This window comes from Rhodoferax sp. GW821-FHT07G04, assembly GCF_059418585.1.
Window position 1 is genome coordinate 41,407 of sequence record NZ_JBWKQD010000004.1, and the last position, 18,682, is coordinate 60,088.

The window sequence follows — 18,682 nt, forward strand, 5'->3', positions numbered from 1 at the left end:
GGATGAAAAAAACATTCAAACTGAATATCGAAGGCAAGAACCGTGACCGCGTGTTGGATGCGGTCAAACACGAGATCCGCAAATACGTCAAGCGTGAACGTCGCCGTGAACTGCCCGAGGGCGTGGACTACTGGGACTTTGATTGTCGCTTTGGTGCCACCGAAGCGCAGGCTGTCGTGGTCCACTTTGCTACGCTCACAGGTCTCATCGACGGTATCGCCAAAGAGGGCGGTGACCAGTTTTATGTAGAAATTCTGGCATCGCATGGACGGCGCCAGGCCCGGCCCGCGGGAGCTGCTCCACTGGAGTAATTTTGCTTTGAAGCTTGATCAGGAGAATGTTTCATGTTGACGCTGTGTGGTTTCCCCGCTTCCAACTACTACAACAAAGTCAAACTGGCGTTGTTGGAAAAGAACGTGCCCTTTGTCGAAGAGCATGTGATGACCGGCCGCACCGATGAGGAAACACTGTCGGCATCGCCGCTGGCCAAAATCCCGTTTATCCGCACGCCCCAAGGCGCGTTGTGCGAGAGCGAGGCCATCGTGGAGTACATAGAAGCGGCGTATCCCAACCCGCCGCTATTGCCCGCCGATCCGTTTGCCGCGGCCAAGGTGCGCGAACTTTGCGTTTACATTGATCTGCACATCGAACTGGTGGCTCGCGAGTTGTACTACCAAGCCTTCTTCGGCGGCACGGTCAGCGAGAGCAACCAGGCCCGTATCCGCAAGCAGCTCGAAAAGAACATCGCGGCGGCCAAGCGGCTGCTGAAGTTTGCCCCCTATGCCGCGGGCGATACCTTCACGATCGCCGATTGCGCGGCCTTTGCCAGCCTGCCGCTGGTGGGCATGGCCACCAAGGCCATTTATGGTGAAGACCTGCTGCTGGCCGGTGGTGTGGATTACAAGACCTATGCCAAATTCCTGGGCGAGCGGCCTTCGGTTCAAAAAGTGCTGGCTGACCGCAAGGCAGCGACCGCTAAGTAATCAACGGTTACGCACCCACCCGCTCAGGAGGCCGGGGGCGGTTTGCCTTGCGCGGCCAGTGCGCGCAGTTTGTCTTTCTTGCTGGGGCGTTTGCCTTTGATGCCGCCGTGGTCGTCCGCGACCCGGGGCGTAACCGGTGTGGCAATTTCGGTGGGCAGAAAGCCTGCTATCTCTTCCAACGGTAACTTCAGGCCTTGGCGTTTTTCTATCAAATGGAAATGGGCTTCGGTATCGGCGCTGACAAAGCTCACCGCCAAGCCAGGCTCTCCGGCGCGCCCCGTGCGCCCAATGCGGTGCACATAGTCCACCGCGGAGCGAGGCAGGTCGTAATTCACAACCACCGGCAACTTGGCAATGTCAATGCCGCGCGCGGCCAGGTCGGTGGTGATGACCACCTCCCATTGCTCGTCCTTGAACTCGGCCAGCACCTGTTTGCGCGCGCCCTGGCTCAGGTCGCCGTGGAAGGCCGTGGCATAGATCTTGGCCTTGTACAGTTTTTCGGCCACCAGTTCGGCAGCGTATTTGGTGGCCACAAAGACCAATACCCGGCTCCAGCCCTGCTCCCTGATCAGGTGGCGCAGCAGTGGTGTGCGCTTGTCGGTGTCCACGCGGATGGCGCGTTGGGTGATGTCGGCGGGCGGCAGCTCGGTGGAGGCAATTGCAATCTGCACCGGATCGTGCAGCATGCGCTGGGCTAGTGCATGCACATCGGGTGGAAAGGTTGCCGAAAAAAACAGGCTTTGGCGGCGCGGTGGCAGCAGTGTCAGCAGCTCGGAGAGTTCTTCTGCAAAGCCCAGATCCAGCAGGCGGTCGGCCTCGTCGAGCACCAGCAGGCGCACGGTGGCCAACTGCACCGCGTTCTGCCGGGCCAGATCCAGCAGGCGGCCGGGTGTGGCCACCAGTATGTCGGCCCCACCGCGCAAGGCCATCATCTGCGGATTGATGGACACGCCACCGGTGGCCACGACCACTTTAGGGCGCTGGGGCAAGGCCTCAACCAGGCTGCGTACCACGTCGCCCACCTGGGCGGCCAGTTCGCGCGTGGGTACGATGACCAGCGCGCGAATGGCGCGGCCATACTGGTGGCGGTTCTCAGCGGGCAGTTCCTGCAGGCGTTGCAGCAGGGGGAGGGTGAAGGCGGCGGTCTTGCCGGATCCGGTTTGGGCCGAAGCCAGGACATCGGCCCCGGTCAGCACCGCTGGAATGGCTTCGCTTTGTATCGGTGTGGGGGCTGTGAACCCCAGCGCATGGGCGGCTTGCGCGAGCGTGGGCTGCAATCCTAGAGAGAGAAAGGGCATGGCGGTATTGTCGCCCCTGCCGGCGGTATCAGGCTTGCAGCATTGAAATATCGCTGAAAGACTCCGGATCTGGCATTTGCGGCGCCAGTTTCTGCGCATTGAGCCCCAGGGATTGCAGTACCGGGAAGGGCAGGTCCGCGAGTTGGGGCGTGGTAGCAGGGGTGGCCTGGTCGGTGAGCAGTGCGGCCAGATGCACGATACCGCTGAGGCGTGGTGCTTGCGGCGCCAGGGGTTGGGTCGCACATTCCAGTGCCAAGGCCACGGCTTCGGGGAAATCCCAGCGGCGAGCGATCTCCGCGGCGATCTGGCCTTCGTCAAACCCAGCCGCGTCCCGCTCACGCTTCCAGCGTTCACCGGGCGCGCGGGGCTGGGCCTCGATTTGGGGCAGCGTATCGGGCATGCGCTGGGCAATGACGATCTCGCCCAGGCGCAGCATCATGCCCGTCAGCCAGGCTTGCTGCTCGTCCATGGCGATCTGGCCGGATAACCAGCGGGCATAGCCCGCGCAGACCATGCTTTGGCGCCAAAAATCCAGCCGGTCTAACCCAGCGGGGAACACAAAACTGTTGGCCATGCAGATAGACAGTGCCCGCGCTCGGATATGGGCCATGCCGACCACGCTGACCGCACTGTCCAGGGTGTAGACGCTGCGCGACAAGCCGAACATCGCGCTATTGGCCATACGCATCAGCGTCGTGGTCAGCCCCGGGTCTTTGGCGATGATGGCTGTGACCAGGGGCACGTCGGCGTCCTCGTTGTTGAGGCTGCGAATCAGGGCTTGGGCAACCTCTGGCATCACGGGCAGTGTGACGGATTGCAGGAAGCGCGCGGCGTTGGTCATGGTCCGTTCGATGATACCTCTGCCCATCCAGGGCCATGGCCCCACAAAAATGGGGTTATCGCTCTAGTCGCTGATGCAATTTCGGCAACTGCCCCAAACTGCCGGCCTTGACCTCCAGGACAGACCAACCATGACTACCCCAACAAACCTGAAAATTGACTTTGTATCCGATGTATCCTGCCCCTGGTGCGCCGTGGGACTGGCCTCGCTGCAGACCGCGCTGGACCGCGTGGGCCCGGGCGTGAAGGCCGACATCACCTTCCAGCCCTTCGAGCTGAACCCCAAGATGGTGGCCGAGGGTGAGGACATCACCGAGCACCTGCACAACAAATACGGCTCCACGCCCGAACAGGCAGCAGCCATCCGCGAGACCATACGCGCCCGCGGCGCCGAGCTGGGCTTTACCTTCAGCATGGACAAGCGCTCGCGCATCTACAACACCTTCGATGCCCACCGCCTGCTGCACTGGGCGCATGAGCTAGGCGGCGACTACCAGGTGGTGTTGAAAAAGGCGCTGTTGAAGGCCTACTTCACCGATGGCCAGGACCCCAGCAACCATGACCTGTTGGTGCGGGTGGCGGGTGAAGTGGGGCTGGACGTAGAGCGTGCCAAGGCCATCCTGGCCAGCGACACCTATGCGGCCGAGGTGCGGGCGCAAGAGCAGTTTTATCTGCGCCAGGGCATCAACTCGGTGCCGGCTGTGGTCATCAACGACCGCCATTTGATCTCTGGCGGCCAGCCGCCCGAGGTGTTTGAGCAGGCGTTGCGGCAGATCGCAGCCGCGGTGTAAGCCGCACTTTAGCCCGGCTGCAGGACTTCCAGCAGCCGGTCCAGTCCACCGGATTCGATGGACACCATGGCCTGCTCGCGGACTTTGGGCTTGGCGTGGTAGGCCACGGATAAACCGGCGGCCCCCATCATGGGCAGGTCGTTGGCGCCGTCACCCATGGCAATGCATTGCTCGGGCTCTATGCCAAGCAGGGAGGCCACTTCCAGCAGCGTGCGGCGCTTCTCGGCGCCGTCACATATCTCGCCCCAGGCCTGGGTGACCAGGCCGCCAGTCAATTCGCCGCAGTTGGCGCCGCTGCGCACTTCCAACCGATTGGAGCGGGCAAAGTCAATGCCCAAGCGCTCCTTGACGCGGTCGGCAAAGAAGGTGAAACCGCCCGACACCAGCAGCACCTTGAGCCCTGCCGCCTTGCAGGCTGCCACCAACTCGGCCGCGCCCGGGTTGAGCTGCAGGCGCTGTACATACACTGCCTCCAGATCGGCCACGGTGACACTCTTGAGCAGGGCCACGCGCCGGCGCAGGCTGGTCTGAAAATCGGCAATCTCGCCCCGCATCGTGGCCTCGGTGATGGCTGCCACTTCTTCCTTGCGGCCCACGGCATCTGCGATCTCGTCGATGCACTCGATGTTGATCAGCGTGGAGTCCATGTCAAAGGCAATCAGCTTGAAGTCGGACAGCTTTTTTTGGCCGGGCGCGAAGTTGCGCAGGACCAGGCCGGGGGAGAATTCTGTGGCTTGCATGGAAGGTTGCTATTCTTTGTATAGCTGCTCATGCAGCATTTACGAGGGCTAAGTGCGTATTTCGCCAATGGCATTGGCGCCACGACGGGTTCGGTATTTTAATCGCTCACCTGAGGTGGATAGGCCGCCGCATCACAATGCCGTCCTCGTACACCGATTCCTGGGGATTGAAGAACCGGTCAAAACTGGCGATTGGCTCGAAACCGGCTGTCGAATAAATGCGCCTGGCGGGCAGCCATGTGGCATTGACCAGTAGCAGGGCAGACTCCAACTGCGGGAAGGCGTTGGCGATCTGCTCCAAACAACCTGCCAGCAGCGGCCCACCCAGGCCCTGGCCCCGCACGGCGTGGGACAAGGTCATGGAGCTGATGTAGAGCTCGGTGCCCAGCACCGGGTCGTGCCGGTCGCGGATGTCATGCCCGAGGGTGAAATGCGCCGCATCCGGCTGCGGCTGGAAACGCCAGATTTCTGTGAATATGCAACCGACACACTCTGTGCCTTGCCAGGCCATCAGCGAGCCCTGGGGAAAGGTGGCGATGCGTTGTCCATAGGCGCTGGCCAGCTCCTGGTGCCCGGCGGCGAAGCCCTCGCGCTCCAGGTCCATGATGCGGTCCAGGTCTGCGGGGGTGGCTTCCAATAGGTGCAACATGCTTGTATTTATCTGGCGGTGTTACCCGGTCTGGATTCGGGTATTCTCGCCCACCGATTTCCTTTTCCTTTTCTTTTCATGCGCGCATCCATCCTCGCACTTGTCTGCATCCTCTGTGCTCAGGCAGCACTGGCCGCGCCCGCGGAATCAGCCAAGCCGGCTCCTCGCCAACTATTGTCTCGCGCTGAGTTGCGCGCTTGCTTCCTGCGAGAGATGGACCTTGATCGGCGCAGTGTTGTGTTGCGTGAAGCGCAGGAAGCCCATCGGCCTACGGGCTCGAAACTGCTTGCTGAGGCACTCGAACTCTCGCAGATTCTGCGCACACTGAACAGTGCCGACGCGGCTGCCGTCGACGGCTACAACAAGCGCAACGATGCACGCAACCTGGAGGTCGACGCCTACAACAAACGTTCCGATGCGCTCAATGCCTCTGCGGAAGAACTGCAGGCCGCCGAGGCGGACTACCTTGCTGCCTGTGCTGCGCGGCCCTTCCTGAAGACGGACGAAGACACCGTCCTCAAGGAGCTCGGCCTCAAGCAACGGCCCTCACGGAAGAACCCTGCAGCGCCCACTCCGCGCCCCGTTCCTGGGAGCAACGTATAAGGCTTCGGCAGAAGTAAGCTGCATGAGGTTTGGTTACTGAGCCACCGGCTGCCCCAACGACTTCAAAATATCCCGCACCATCTGCGCCCGGTCCTTGGCCTCGGGCAGCTCCCGCTCAATCCGCAGCTTCTCATTTCCCGCCAGCTTGATGTGTTTGTGCTTCTGGATCAGATGGATGATCTTCATCGGGTCGATCGGCGGATTTTTCTGGAAGGTGATGCTGATGATGCCCGGCGCGGCGTCGACCTTGGTCACGCCATAGGGCTTGGCCAGCACACGCAGGCGGTGCACGTCGATCAGCGTCTGCGCCTGGTGGGGCAGCTTGCCGAAGCGGTCGACGATTTCTTCCAAGAGCGTGTCCACCTGGTCGGTGGTCTTGGCGGTGGCCAGCTTTTTGTAGAACGACAGGCGCAGGTGCACATCGCCGCAGTAGTCGTCGGGCAATAGCGCCGGGGCGTGCAGGTTGATGTCGGTGGTGACGTTCAGCGGGCTCAGCAGGTCGGGCTCCTTGCCTTCCTTCAGGCAGCGCACGGCCTCGCTCAGCATCTCGTTGTAGAGCTGGAAACCCACTTCCAGCATGTTGCCGCTCTGGTTCTCGCCCAGCACCTCGCCCGCACCGCGAATCTCCAGGTCGTGCATGGCCAGGTAAAAGCCGCTGCCCAGTTCCTCCATCTGTTGGATGGCGTCCAGCCGCTGCGTGGCCTGTTTGGTCAGGCCTTCGATATCGGGCACCATCAAATACGCATAGGCCTGGTGGTGGCTACGGCCCACGCGGCCGCGCAACTGGTGCAACTGGGCCAGGCCGAACTTGTCGGCACGGCTCATCACAATCGTGTTGGCGGTGGGCACGTCGATGCCGGTCTCGATGATGGTGGAGCACAGCAACAGGTTGTAGCGCTGGGCGATGAAGTCGCGCATCACGCGCTCCAACTCGCGCTCCGGCATCTGGCCGTGGGCGACGGCGATACGGGCCTCGGGCAACAGCTCTTCCAGCTTGGCGCGGCGGTTTTCAATTGTCTCCACCTCGTTGTGCAAGAAGTAGACCTGGCCGCCACGCTTCAACTCGCGCAGCACGGCCTCGCGGATCACGCCATTGCCTTCGGTGCGCACAAAGGTCTTGATGGCCAGGCGGCGCTGGGGCGCGGTGGCGATCACGCTCAGATCGCGCAGGCCTTCCAGCGCCATGCCCATGGTGCGGGGGATGGGTGTGGCGGTCAGCGTCAGCACATCGACCTCGGCGCGCAGGGCTTTCATCTGCTCCTTGTGGCGCACACCAAAGCGGTGTTCCTCGTCAATGATGAGCAGGCCCAGATTCTTGAAATGCGTGTCCTGGCTCAGCAGCTTGTGCGTGCCGACGACGATGTCCACCGTGCCATCGGCCACGCCCTTCAGCGCAGCATTGATTTCCTTCGTGGACCGGAAGCGGCTCATCTCGGCCACCTTGACCGGCCATTTGGAGAACCGGTCGGAGATGGTCTGGAAATGCTGCTCGGCCAGCAGCGTGGTGGGCGCAAGAATGGCGACCTGCTTGCCACCGGTCACCGCGATGAAGGCGGCGCGCAGCGCGACCTCGGTCTTGCCAAAGCCCACGTCGCCGCAGACCAGGCGGTCCATGGGCCGGGGGCTGACCATGTCCTGGATCACGCAGTGGATGGCGGCCTTCTGGTCGGCGGTTTCTTCAAAGCCAAAGTCGTTGGCAAAGGTCTCGTAGTCGTTGGCCGAGTAGCGGAAGGCATGGCCTTCACGCGCGGCGCGGCGGGCGTAGATGTTCAGCAGCTCGGCGGCCGAGTCGCGCACCTGCTCGGCGGCGCGGCGCTTGGCTTTTTCCCACTGGCCGCTGCCCAGCTTGTGCAGCGGTGCTTCGTCGGCGCTGACGCCGGTGTAGCGGCTGATCAGCTGCAACTGGCTGACCGGCACATAGAGCGTGGCCTTGTCGGCGTATTCCAGGTGCAGAAATTCCTGCATCTCCGGTTCACCATTGGCCAGTTTGTTGCCCAGGTCGAGGTTGATCAGGCCGCGGTAACGACCGATGCCGTGGGCCGAGTGCACGACCGGGTCGCCCACGTTCAGCTCACTCAGGTCCTTGATCAGGGCCTCAACGTCGCTGACCTGTTCCTGCTTCTTGCGCCGGCGTGCGGTGGGGGCGCTGGCGAAGAGTTCGGTCTCGGTGACGAGATCTATGCCGTATTCCAGCCAGCTGAAGCCCACGCTCAAGGGCGCGGTGGCAATGCCGAATTTCTCGTCGCTGGTCTGGAACTCCAGCAGCGAGTCAAAGGCCGGCGGGTTGATGCCGCTGGCGCGCAAGAAGTCCAGCAGGCTTTCGCGGCGGCCATCACTCTCGGCCAGCACCAGGATGCGGTGCTGGGTGTTTCGGGCATGGGCCTTCAGGCGGGCCAGCGGGTCTTCGCTGCCGCGTTCTGCGGCCATGGGGGGCAGGGTGTCCAGTTCCGTATAGGGCGAGGCCGGAACGTCATTGCCAATTTCGGCTGTAGCCCTCGTGGAATCTACGGGTGTAGCTGCAGATTTGATAGCAAGCTGCGCGTAGCCATTGGCCCGGGCATAAAACTGCTCAGTGCCCAGAAACAGGCTCTCAGGTGGCAGCGCCGGGCGCTCGGGGTCGCCCTGCACCAGGCGGTAGCGGTCCTTGGTGTCCTGCCAGAAGCGCTGGAAGGCGGGCTCCAGGTCACCGTGCAGCACCACCGTGGCGTCCGGCCCCAGGTAGTCGAACACGGTGGCGGTTTCTTCAAAGAACAGCGGCAGGTAGTACTCGATACCGGCCGTGGCCACACCGGCGCCCATGTCCTTGTAGATGCGGCTCTTGGTCGGGTCGCCCTCCAGCAGTTCGCGCCAGCGGCTGCGAAAGCGGGCGCGCGCGTCGTCGTCCATCGGGAACTCGCGCCCGGGCAGCAGGCGTACTTCGGGCACGGGGTACAGGCTGCGCTGGCTGTCGGGGTCGAAGGTGCGGATGGAGTCGATCTCGTCGTCGAACAGATCCACGCGGTAGGGCACCAGGCTGCCCATGGGGAACAGGTCGATCAGGCCGCCGCGCACCGCGTATTCGCCGGGGCTGACGACCTGGGTCACATGGCTGTAGCCGGCCAGCGTGAGCTGGGCCTTGAGCTTGGCCTCGTTGAGTTTTTGCTTGACCTTGAATTCAAAGGTGTAACCGGCCAAGAAACTGGGCGGCGCCAGACGGTACAGCGCCGTGGTGGCCGGCACGATGACGACATCGGCGCCCGTGTCCTTGTCACGCTGGCTGATGCGCCACAGCGTGGCCAGCCGCTCGCTGATCAGGTCCTGGTGCGGCGAGAAGGTGTCGTAGGGCAGGGTTTCCCAGTCGGGGAACAGCGCGCAGCGCAGCGTGGGGGCGAAGAACGTGATCTCATCCAGCAGGCGCTGGGCGTCATTGGCATTGGCCGTGACCACGGTCATGGGCTTGCCGGCCGCCTTTTCGCGCTCGCCCAGGCGGGCCAGCAGCATCGCGTCGGCGGAGCCTGCGGGGCGGGGCAGGGTGAAGCGTTTGCCGACCGTTAGTTTGGGTAAATCCATGGAAAGTGTGAATGCAATGCCGGCCTTTTCCATGGGACAGCGTCACACGGCAAAGCGCAGAAAATGGGGGGCGGAGCCGTCGATTCTAGAATGTCGCACCCCAACTGGGCCACCGCCCCAACAAATACCCCAGCTATGACCGATCTGGCCACCGCCGCACCGCCTTCTGCCCCCCGCCTGTGGGCGCTGATCCCCTGTGCCGGCACCGGCTCCCGCGCGGGGTCCGATGGCCCCAAGCAATACCAGCCGGTGGCGGGCCAGCCCATGGTGCTGCACACGCTGGCCGCCTTCGCCGCCGTGCCACGCTTGAGCGGGGTGCTGGTGGTGGTGTCGGAAGGGGATCGCTTCTTCGATACCCAAAGTGCTACTGTTTTGGTAGCTGACTGCGGAGGTTTGACGAGGGCTGGCAGCGTTTTTAACGGATTGTCTGCGCTGCTGGAGCAAGGTGCCGCTCCCAGCGACTGGGTGCTGGTGCACGACGCCGCTCGCTGCCTGATCACCCCCGAGCAGATCAACGCACTGATCGACGCCTGCCTGCACGACGCGGTCGGTGGCCTGCTGGCGCTGAAGCTGCCCGATACGCTGAAGCGCGAGGTCGGCGGACGTGTCGCCCAGACCGTGGAGCGTGCCGACAAATGGCTGGCCCAGACGCCGCAGATGTTTCGCATTGCCGAGCTGCAACAGGCTTTGCAAGCCGCAGGCGATGCGGTGACCGACGAAGCCAGCGCACTGGAGTTTGCAGGTAAGGCGCCGTTGTTGGTCGAAGGCAGCGCGCAGAATTTCAAGGTCACTTACCCGCAAGACTTCGCGCTGGCCCAGGCCGTGTTGCAGTCACGGCTTGCAAGCTAGTTGGCGCAGGCCGATACTGCGTCAACTGACTGGTTGACACCTATGACATCCCGCCGAAGCCTGCTCAACCAAGCCGCCTGTGCGGTGTTTGGCGCCGGCCTGCCGCTGGCGGCCCGGCCCGATGCGGACCGGTTTGCGCCGTACCGTGGGCAGACCGTGGTCATCAGCATCCCCGACCACCCGCACTACGCCGCCATGCAGCAACTGCTGCCCGCGTTCACGCTGGCCACCGGCATCAAGGTCGAGGTCATGAAAGACCCCATCCTGCGCATGAAGCATATCCAACTGCGCGAGCTGGCCAACCCCCAGGGGCAGCTGGATCTGATTTGTTATGTGGTCATGTGGAAGACCGAATACGTCAGCAAAAGCCTGTTGCGGCCGCTGTCGCCGTTCTTTGCCAACCCGGCGCTGGCTGACCCCAATTACAAGATGCACGACATCGTGCCCGGCTACTTGGCCAACCTGGGCTTGGTCGGCGGCCCCAAGGGCTATTTGCCAGGGCCTGGTGCCCAGTTGTATGGCCTGCCCTATGGGGCCGAGACCTCGGTACTGGCCTACCGGCGCGACGTGTTTGCCAAGCTCAACCTGCAGCCGCCTTCCACCTATGCAGAGCTGCGGGCGCTGCTACCGGTCTTGCGCGACAAGGCCGGCATGGGCGCACTCGCCACGCGCAGCGAGACGGGCCACCAGTGCGTACACGCCTGGCTGTTGCACCTGAACCCGCTGGGCGGGCGGGTGTTTGACAACCACTGGCGGCCCACGTTCCATAACGCGGCGGGTGTGCAGGCCCTGAAGCTGCTGAAGGAGATTGTCGACACAGGGCCCGCAGGCGCAGCCAGCATGAACCAGGGCGAGATGATCAAGACGTTTCTGCAAGGCGAAGCCGCGATGTACTTGGACTCCACCGTGGTGTTTGGCCCGGTCAAAGGCGCCTCGTCCAAGGTGGAGGGCAAGGTCAGCTATGTGTTGCACCCCAAGGGCGTGCGCCACTCGTCCCAATCCGGTGGCCTGGGCCTGGCCATCCCGCGCAATGCGCGCAACGCCGATGCCGCGTTTTTGCTGATGCAGTGGCTGACCTCCGAGGCGCAAGACAAGGCCGTCAGCCGCCTGGGCGGCGCGCCCACACGCCTGTCCACGCTGTCGGATGTAGACCTCGTGCGCCAGTACCCCGAATACATCACGCTTAAGGAGCAACTGCGCTACGCGGACCCCGATTGGCGCCCCATCATCGCCCCCTGGGACGATATCAACCAAGGCCCGCTGGGCGCCGCCATCCACCAAGGCATCACTGGCACCAAGCCGGCGGCCCAGGCGCTGAACGACATCGTGCCCCGGGTGAATGCCATCATGCATGGGGCAGGGTTGCTGGCTGGGGGGTGAGTGGGGTGTCGATAGCTTGATTGCTACTAAAATGATAGCTAATAGTGATTGGACGACCGCCGCCAGACGTACTACCATGGCGTGAAACGTTGGAACAGCCGCAAGAAGGCTGGATAAGAGAATAGAGATATGAACGTCGTCGATTTGACACGCGAGCGCTGGGCGTTCGTTTCGACCGAGCCTGCCGGGCGCCGCGAGATGCGCTTTGCACTGAGTGCCGTGGTCGTTTCCGTGCTGGTCTTTTTGGCGGCCGCACCCTTTGCCAAGACACCGCTGTTGCAGGTGCCGGCCTTTATCCCGATGTACGTCGCCTCGCTGGTGATCTGCGACCTGATCACCGCCGCGCTGCTGTTTGGTCAGTTCACTGTGCTGCGCTCGTTGCGGCTTCTGGTCTTGGCGGCGGGCTACCTGTTCAGTGCAACCGCCACCTTTGCTTACGCCCTGTTTTTTCCGGGCTTGCTCGCGCTGCCCGGTCTGCCAGTGCCGGGACCACAGACCAGCTCGGCGATGTACATGTTCTGGCACAGCGGATTTCCGTTGTTTGTCATGGCCTACGCCGGGCTCACGTCTGCGGGACCGTTGGTGACGCCCAAGCCTGGTGGGCGTTTGCGTGGCAACACCCGCCTGGCGCTCCTCTGCGTGGTGGCTGGGGTGCTGATCCTGGTGGCCGGGTTTTCAATGTTCGCTACGCTGGGTCACGACTTTGTTCCCACGTTTATCCAGGGCAACAAGACCACCGATCTCGGGCGCGCTGTGCTGTGCGGCATCTGGCTGCTGAGCCTCGCCGCCTTGTGGATGCTGTGGCGCCGCAAGCCGCACACGGTGCTGGACTTGTGGCTGCTGGTTGTCATGGGGGTGTGGCTGTTCGACATTGCGCTGGCCGCATTGCTAAACACCGGCCGCTATGACCTGGGCTGGTATGTGGGGCGCATCTACGGCTTGTTGGCGGCGAGTTTCCTGTTGATGGTGCTGCTGGTCGAAAACGGCCGGCAATACGCCCGCCTGGTGCGGATGTCGGTCGACTTGGGCACCGCCAACAAGGCGCTGGCCCAGTTGTCGCGCCATGATGGGCTGACCGAGCTGGCCAACCGGCGCTTCTTTGACGAATACCTGTCTGACCAGATCGCCCTGGCGGTTCGCAACCGGCGTGCCCTGGCGTTGGTGCTGCTCGACGTGGACTACTTCAAGCCCTACAACGACCACTATGGCCACCAGGCGGGTGACGAGTGCCTGAAGCAAGTGGCCGCCGCCCTGCAGTCGTGCAGCAACCGCCCGGCCGACATGGCGGCGCGCTACGGGGGTGAGGAGTTTGCGCTGATCCTGCCCGATACCGACGTGGCCGGGGCCATGCGTGTCGCAGAACTGGCCCGAATGGCCGTGGCTGAGCTTAAGATGGCACATGCCCAATCCAAGTCGGCCTCCCATGTCAGCGTCAGCGCGGGCGTTGCTGCACTGGTGTTGGACAGTGGCATGTCGGCGCAGCAATTGGTGGCTGCGGCCGATCAGGGCCTTTACCAGGCCAAAGGGGCAGGGCGCAACCAGGTGGTTGCCTTTGCCTGAATCCTGGGGGATGGCTATGGCGCGTCTGATGCTGGGGCTGCTGTTTGCATGGGCGTGCTGCCTGCCGGGTGTGCATGCCGCCACCACGGCCCACATCGGCATTGGCGAATACCCACCGTTCAAGATCCAGGCCGAGCCCAACGGCGGCGCGTTGACGGAGATCGTCGTCGAATCGCTGAAGGCCGGCCAGGTGCTGGCCTCCATCGATTGGGTGCCTAACAACCGCGCCATCGTCGGTGTGATGTCCGGCCGTTTTGATGGCAGCTTTGGCTGGGCCCACAGCCCCGAGCGTGACGATGCGCTGCTGTTCTCCAGCAAGCCCATCTATACCTACCGCATGGTCTTTGTGCAGCGCGCGAGTGAGAAGCGGGACTGGTCCACGCTGTCAGACCTGTCGGGTGCGCGCATCGGTATCACCCGTGGCAATTTTTACTCACAGGCTTTCGCCGACCTTCAAACCCAGAAGGTGCTGACCACGGAAGAGGCTGTGGGCGACACCAACAACCTAATGAAGCTGCTGAACAAGCGGATCGACCTGTTCCCGCTGGAAGAGTCGGTGGCCCGCTACCTGATCATGAAGACGCTGGTGCCGGCTGATTGGGCGCAGCTGCAGATACAGGAGAAGTCCTTTTGGACGGTGCCTATCTATTTCGTGGTTTCCAAAAAGGCCCCCAACGCCCAGGAACTCATGAATGCCTTTGATGCGGGCTATCTGGAGTTGCAGCGCAGCAAACGCTTGGATGCCATCGAGAAACAACTGAGCCGTTGAGAGTGACCAAACGGTCAGCTACCCGAATCAGGGTTTTCCCGCGAGTTTGCCCGCGAAAATGTAACGCCCTGTGTAGTCGGAAACTTTTTTCTGTCTTTTTTTGCAGTTCTCTGTAAGCTATTGAGGCCTGTCCCGACTGATAGGGGCAAGCGGGAGCAAAGCGCCCTCGGCGAAAGCCTTTATTGCACATTGACTTCTTCTTAATGTTTTCAACTTTTAAAGGAAATACCATGCAATCCAAACTGAAATCCGCCATCGCATTGGCCAGCACTGCAGCCGCTCTCTTCGCCATCGGCGGTGCAGTCACTACCGTCCAAGCTGCGGACGACGCATCGGTCAAGTGCAGTGGTGTGAACAGCTGCAAGGGCACATCCGACTGCAAGACCGCCAAGAGCGAGTGCAAGGGCCAAAACGGCTGCAAGGGCCAAGGCTGGAACAAGAAGGCTTCTGCCAAGGCCTGCACCGACGCCGGCGGTGCGGTCGTCAAGTAATCACTCCGTAGAGTCAACAGGCCCGTTGTTCACAGCGGGCCTGTTTTACTTCAGCACTGCCTTTTTCTTTCACTCTTCCCCATGACATCCATCCAAGGCTTTGGTGTCGGACTGCGTACCGAGCACTACGCAGCATTTGAAACCCAGGCCCAAGCACGGGTCGATTGGCTGGAGATCCTTTCCGAGAATTACATGGTTCCCGGTGGCGCACCGCTGTGGCACCTGGACCGTATACGCCGCGACTTTCCCATGGTCATGCATGGCGTGTCCCTCAATATCGGCGGCACCGATGCGCTGGACCTGCAGTACCTGCGCGACCTCAAACAACTGGTCCAGCGGGTGGAGCCCGCCTGGGTATCCGACCACCTGTGCTGGACCGGCATCAATGGGCTGAACCTGCACGACCTCTTGCCCGTGCCCTACACCGAGGCCACGCTGCGCCACGTGTGCGAGCGCATCCAGCGCGTGCAAGACTTTTTGGGCCGGCGCCTGGTCCTGGAAAACCCATCGACCTACGTGGCGTTTGCCGCCGATGAAATGCCCGAGTGGACCTTCATCGCCGAGATGGCGCGCCGCACCGATTGTGAGCTGCTGCTGGACGTCAACAACGTCTATGTCAGCAGCATCAACCACGGTTTTGACCCGCACACCTATATCAACGCCATGCCGCTGGACCGGGTACGGCAGATTCACCTGGCTGGGCACGAGGTGCAGGACGACGGTTTCCTGATTGACACCCACGACCACCCGGTGTGCGAGGCGGTTTGGCAGCTCTATGGCTACACGCTGCAGCGCTGCGGCTCTGTGCCCACGATGATTGAGCGGGATGACAACATCCCTGAGTTGGGTGAGTTGCTCGACGAACTGGACCAGGCCCGGCGCATCCACGCCCAGGCTCTGGCTGCGGAGGCCTGCGCAGCATGAACGCCAACAACAACGCCGTGCAGTCTCTGCAAGACCCGTTTCAAGCCGCCGTGCTGCAAGACCGGCCCGCGCAGGCCGGCCTGCTCAAGCCTTTTGCAGAGGCCCGGTTTGATGTCTACCGCCATGCATACCGCGCCCGTCTGCGTGGGGCGCTGCGCGACAACTTCGAAGTGCTGTCCCGTGTGATGGGCGACGATGACTTTGACACCCTGGCCAATGCCTACATAGACGCCCATCCTTCGGCCCATTATTCGTTGCGCTGGTTTGGCCATGCGCTGAGCACCTTCATGGCCGAGCAAGAGGACTTAGTCCCCCACCCGGCGATGTTGGACCTGGCGTGCATGGAGTGGGCGCTGCGCACAGCCTTCGATGCGCCCAGTGTGGACCCGCTGCCCCCTGATGCCCTGGCCGGCGTGGCGCCCGCAGAATGGCTGGAATTGCGCTTTGGCCTGCACCCGGCCGTGCAGTTGTTAGACATGCAATGGGCGATAGGCCCGGTCTGGCATGCGATGCAGGCCGAGCAAGAGGACGGGGATGATGAACAAGAGGTGCCGGCCCCAGACCCCTTGGACCATACCTTGCTGGTGTGGCGCCGGGGACTGAAGACGCAGTGGAAGTCCTTGAGCGCCGCCGAAGCCGCCTTTGTTCGGGGCTTGCAAAATGGCCTGGGTTTTGGCGCGTTGTGCGAGCAACTGGCTACGGTGGTGGGCGAAGACCAGGCCGCCCAAACTGCCGCTACGCTGCTGCGTGAATTCCTGGGCAATGGTGTCATAGCCCAAGTGCTGAGGCCGACCGGAGTACCGCAACCATGACGACCCGTTGGATCACTCCATTGCGCGACAAGGCTTTGCCTGTGCTGCAGACCCTGCAATCATGGCTGACCCTGCTGCAGGCGCCCGCTGCGCTGGCTGCGCGCATCTTCGTGGGCATGGCCTTTTTTCGCTCGGGGCTGACCAAGATTGACGACTGGGGCACGACGCTGGCCCTGTTTGCCGATGAATACCATGTGCCGCTTTTGCCACCCCAGATCGCGGCGATGGCCGGCACCGGTGCCGAGCTGTTCTTCCCCGTACTGCTGATTCTGGGGCTGTGCGGCCGCCTCTCCGCCCTGGGGCTTTTTTGCGTCAACATCATGGCTGTGGTCAGCCTGTCGGAGGTTGCGCCTGCAGCTCTGCAGCAGCACCAATTCTGGGGTGCCTTGCTACTGGCTCTGGTGCTGTGGGGGCCCGGCAAGTGGTCGCTGGACGCCTGGTGGTGGCCCAGGTTTGCGCGGTGAAAACTACATTTGCATCCAAACTCAAGGCCTGGTTCCAGCGTGTGATCCTGCGGCGCTACTGGTTGTGCTTCATCGTCATGGGCCTGAGCTTTTTTGCCTTCGGCCTGGGCACCTTGAACCTGATCTATGTCTTCAAGGCCAATGCCGATCTGCTGTTGACGCATGGTTGGCTGGCCGTGATGGACGGTGGCTTGGTGCAGCTGCTGGAGGTCTTGGTCACCGGTTATGCCAGCCTTCTGGCCTATATCGTGTTCAAGGCTTGCGAATACCGCCTGGCCCACGGCCTGACCGATGGCATGTAGCGCGACCAAGCACATATAAAAAACCAAGGAGACTTGTGAAACCCCACGCCCAGCACCCTGCATCTGATTCCGCCTTGCAACCCACCTCCGCATCGCGCAGGCAATTGCTCCTGGCCATGGCCGCTGCAGCGGCCCTGCCGGCCTGCGGTGGTGGAGGCGGTGGTGGTACCGCTACGCCGACACCCACACCAACCCCAACGCCCACGCCGGTCACGCCACCGGCCGTCAACGGCCCTCCCTGGTGGGGCTATGGCCGAGACGCCCAGCACGGTGCCCAGGGCGCCATTGCCACACAGCCGCTGAGCCGCATCCAGTGGTCCACGCCGGTGGACCTGCAGCCGCAGTACAGCACCAATGGCAGCTTGCTGATCCACTACGGATCGCCCGTCATCACGGCCAAGAACACCGTCATCGTGCCGGTCAAGACCGGTGCCACCGACGGCTTCAAGTTCGAGGCCCATCTGGGCAACACCGGCACGCTGCTGTGGTCGGTCACCAGCGACTACGTGCTGCCGCTGCACCGCTGGACGCCCAGCTACGGCATGGTGCTGACCACCAGCAACCGCCTCTATGCGCCTGGCTCGGGCGGCAAGCTGCTGATGCGCAGCGATGCCGATGCCCTGACGGCCGCGGTGCAAAACGTGGTCTTCTACGGCGCCAGCGTCTACAACGGTGCCAAGGCCGCCTGCGATGCCAGCATCTTCATCAATACACCGCTGACGGCGGATGCCAACGGCACCCTCTACTTCGGCTTCATGGCCAATGCCGGCAACCCTGCCGGCGTGACCAGCGGACTGGCCCGCGTCACCGCCGATGGCGTAGGCACCTGGGTGTCAGCCGCGGTGGCCAGCGGTGATGTTGGCATCGACAAGGTGGCCATGAACTGCGCGCCGGCCCTGTCCAGCGATGGCAAGACCGTCTACGTGGCCGTCAATATTGCGGCGGTAACCGGCGTGCGCCAATCCGGCTACCTGCTGGCACTGGACAGCACCACACTGGCCACCAAGGCTGCGGTGCGCTTGACCGACCCGTCCAGCAACCTACCGGCTCGCATCAGCGACGACGGCACCGCATCCCCCACCATCGCACCCAATGGCGATGTGTTCTACGGCGTGCTGGAGTCCGACGCCCGGGCCCACAACCAGCGGGGCTGGCTGCTGCACTTCGACGCCACGCTGGCACAGACCAAGACGCCGGGCTCCTTTGGCTGGGACGACACGGCCTCGCTGCTGCCCGCGTCCATGGTGGCCTCCTACACGGGCACCTCTACCTACCTGCTGATGACCAAGTACAACAACTACGGCGGTGTGGGCACGGGCGACGGCCGCAACCGCATCGCTGTGCTCGATCCCGACCAGACGCAGCCCGACTTCATGGCCGGCATACCGGTGATGAAAGAGGTTTTGACCATCCTCGGCCCTACGCCTGATACCTTGTACGGCGGCGGCGTCAAAGAGTGGTGCATCAACACGGCGGCGGTGGACCCCGTCACCAAGTCCATCTTGGTCAACAACGAAGACGGGTTGCTCTACCGCTGGGACATGGCCACCAACAGCTTTACCGAACGCATCCAGCTGACCGCTGGCCTGGGTGAGGCCTATACGCCCACGCTGATAGGGCCCGATGGTGCCGTGTTTGCCGTCAACAACGCCATCCTGTTCTCAGTGGGCCGCTGAGC

Annotated in this window: 19 protein-coding genes; 14 read left to right on the forward strand and 5 right to left on the reverse strand. The window is 62.8% G+C overall.

Annotated features, from left to right (window positions below; genetic code table 11):
• Positions 1–2 precede the first annotated feature (2 nt).
• Together AC07OO_RS19515 and AC07OO_RS19520 are read left to right on the forward strand one after the other, a co-directional pair.
• Positions 3–311, forward strand: a complete 309-nt coding sequence (locus AC07OO_RS19515) for a DUF6172 family protein (RefSeq protein ID WP_495083808.1) — start codon at positions 3–5, stop codon at positions 309–311.
• 33 nt (positions 312–344) lie between these two features.
• Complete coding sequence (locus AC07OO_RS19520; protein WP_495083809.1) at positions 345–983, forward strand: glutathione S-transferase family protein; 639 nt, start codon at positions 345–347, stop codon at positions 981–983.
• Positions 984–1,006: 23 nt separating this feature from the next.
• On the opposite strand, the gene AC07OO_RS19525 is transcribed toward AC07OO_RS19520, so the two are convergent.
• Both AC07OO_RS19525 and AC07OO_RS19530 read right to left on the reverse strand, forming a co-directional pair.
• Entirely contained in the window at positions 1,007–2,281 is a 1,275-nt protein-coding gene (locus tag AC07OO_RS19525) for a DEAD/DEAH box helicase (protein ID WP_495083810.1), read from the reverse strand.
• Between the two features lie 28 nt (positions 2,282–2,309).
• Positions 2,310–3,122 (reverse strand): HDOD domain-containing protein, encoded by an 813-nt coding sequence (locus tag AC07OO_RS19530; protein ID WP_495083811.1) that lies wholly within the window; start codon positions 3,120–3,122, stop codon positions 2,310–2,312.
• A 130-nt stretch (positions 3,123–3,252) separates the two neighbouring features.
• Here AC07OO_RS19530 and AC07OO_RS19535 point away from each other — a divergent pair, with 130 nt between their 5' ends.
• Entirely contained in the window at positions 3,253–3,912 is a 660-nt protein-coding gene (locus tag AC07OO_RS19535) for a DsbA family oxidoreductase (protein WP_495083812.1), read from the forward strand.
• Between the two features lie 8 nt (positions 3,913–3,920).
• Here the strand turns inward: AC07OO_RS19535 and serB are convergent, their stop codons facing one another.
• Both serB and AC07OO_RS19545 read right to left on the reverse strand, forming a co-directional pair.
• Positions 3,921–4,652, reverse strand: coding sequence for a phosphoserine phosphatase SerB (serB, locus tag AC07OO_RS19540; RefSeq protein ID WP_495083813.1), 732 nt, complete (start codon positions 4,650–4,652; stop codon positions 3,921–3,923).
• 106 nt (positions 4,653–4,758) lie between these two features.
• A complete protein-coding gene (locus tag AC07OO_RS19545; protein ID WP_495083814.1) occupies positions 4,759–5,301 on the reverse strand; it encodes a GNAT family N-acetyltransferase in 543 nt (180 codons plus the stop codon).
• Between the two features lie 78 nt (positions 5,302–5,379).
• Here AC07OO_RS19545 and AC07OO_RS19550 point away from each other — a divergent pair, with 78 nt between their 5' ends.
• A complete protein-coding gene (locus AC07OO_RS19550) occupies positions 5,380–5,904 on the forward strand; it encodes a hypothetical protein (RefSeq protein ID WP_495083815.1) in 525 nt (174 codons plus the stop codon).
• A 33-nt stretch (positions 5,905–5,937) separates the two neighbouring features.
• Here the strand turns inward: AC07OO_RS19550 and mfd are convergent, their stop codons facing one another.
• Positions 5,938–9,453: a transcription-repair coupling factor gene (mfd, locus tag AC07OO_RS19555; protein ID WP_495083816.1), complete on the reverse strand. Its 3,516-nt coding sequence runs from the start codon at positions 9,451–9,453 to the stop codon at positions 5,938–5,940.
• Positions 9,454–9,588: 135 nt separating this feature from the next.
• On the opposite strand from mfd, the gene ispD reads away from it, so the two are divergent.
• From ispD to AC07OO_RS19605, 10 genes are all read left to right on the forward strand, one after another.
• Positions 9,589–10,302 (forward strand): 2-C-methyl-D-erythritol 4-phosphate cytidylyltransferase, encoded by a 714-nt coding sequence (gene ispD / locus AC07OO_RS19560; RefSeq protein WP_495083817.1) that lies wholly within the window; start codon positions 9,589–9,591, stop codon positions 10,300–10,302.
• 42 nt (positions 10,303–10,344) lie between these two features.
• On the forward strand, positions 10,345–11,682 hold the full coding sequence (locus AC07OO_RS19565) for an ABC transporter substrate-binding protein (protein ID WP_495083818.1): 1,338 nt from the start codon (positions 10,345–10,347) through the stop codon (positions 11,680–11,682).
• 129 nt (positions 11,683–11,811) lie between these two features.
• Positions 11,812–13,242 (forward strand): sensor domain-containing diguanylate cyclase, encoded by a 1,431-nt coding sequence (locus tag AC07OO_RS19570; RefSeq protein WP_495083819.1) that lies wholly within the window; start codon positions 11,812–11,814, stop codon positions 13,240–13,242.
• A 10-nt stretch (positions 13,243–13,252) separates the two neighbouring features.
• Positions 13,253–14,011 carry a substrate-binding periplasmic protein gene (locus AC07OO_RS19575; protein ID WP_495083820.1) on the forward strand — a complete coding sequence of 253 codons (759 nt, stop codon included), beginning with the start codon at positions 13,253–13,255 and terminating at the stop codon, positions 14,009–14,011.
• A 230-nt stretch (positions 14,012–14,241) separates the two neighbouring features.
• Positions 14,242–14,502: a BufA2 family periplasmic bufferin-type metallophore gene (gene bufA2, locus AC07OO_RS19580; RefSeq protein WP_495083821.1), complete on the forward strand. Its 261-nt coding sequence runs from the start codon at positions 14,242–14,244 to the stop codon at positions 14,500–14,502.
• 81 nt (positions 14,503–14,583) lie between these two features.
• Positions 14,584–15,426, forward strand: a complete 843-nt coding sequence (gene bufB, locus AC07OO_RS19585; protein ID WP_495083822.1) for an MNIO family bufferin maturase — start codon at positions 14,584–14,586, stop codon at positions 15,424–15,426.
• Complete coding sequence (locus AC07OO_RS19590; RefSeq protein ID WP_495083823.1) at positions 15,423–16,238, forward strand: HvfC/BufC N-terminal domain-containing protein; 816 nt, start codon at positions 15,423–15,425, stop codon at positions 16,236–16,238. The genes bufB and AC07OO_RS19590 overlap by 4 nt, the downstream gene beginning before the upstream one ends.
• Complete coding sequence (locus tag AC07OO_RS19595) at positions 16,235–16,702, forward strand: DoxX family protein (protein WP_495083824.1); 468 nt, start codon at positions 16,235–16,237, stop codon at positions 16,700–16,702. The genes AC07OO_RS19590 and AC07OO_RS19595 overlap by 4 nt, the downstream gene beginning before the upstream one ends.
• Complete coding sequence (locus tag AC07OO_RS19600) at positions 16,699–17,004, forward strand: hypothetical protein (RefSeq protein WP_495083825.1); 306 nt, start codon at positions 16,699–16,701, stop codon at positions 17,002–17,004. The genes AC07OO_RS19595 and AC07OO_RS19600 overlap by 4 nt, the downstream gene beginning before the upstream one ends.
• A gap of 35 nt (positions 17,005–17,039) precedes the next feature.
• The gene (locus AC07OO_RS19605) at positions 17,040–18,680 is read left to right on the forward strand and encodes a hypothetical protein (protein ID WP_495083826.1); all 1,641 of its coding nucleotides are present in this window, start codon (positions 17,040–17,042) and stop codon (positions 18,678–18,680) included.
• Positions 18,681–18,682 lie beyond the last annotated feature (2 nt).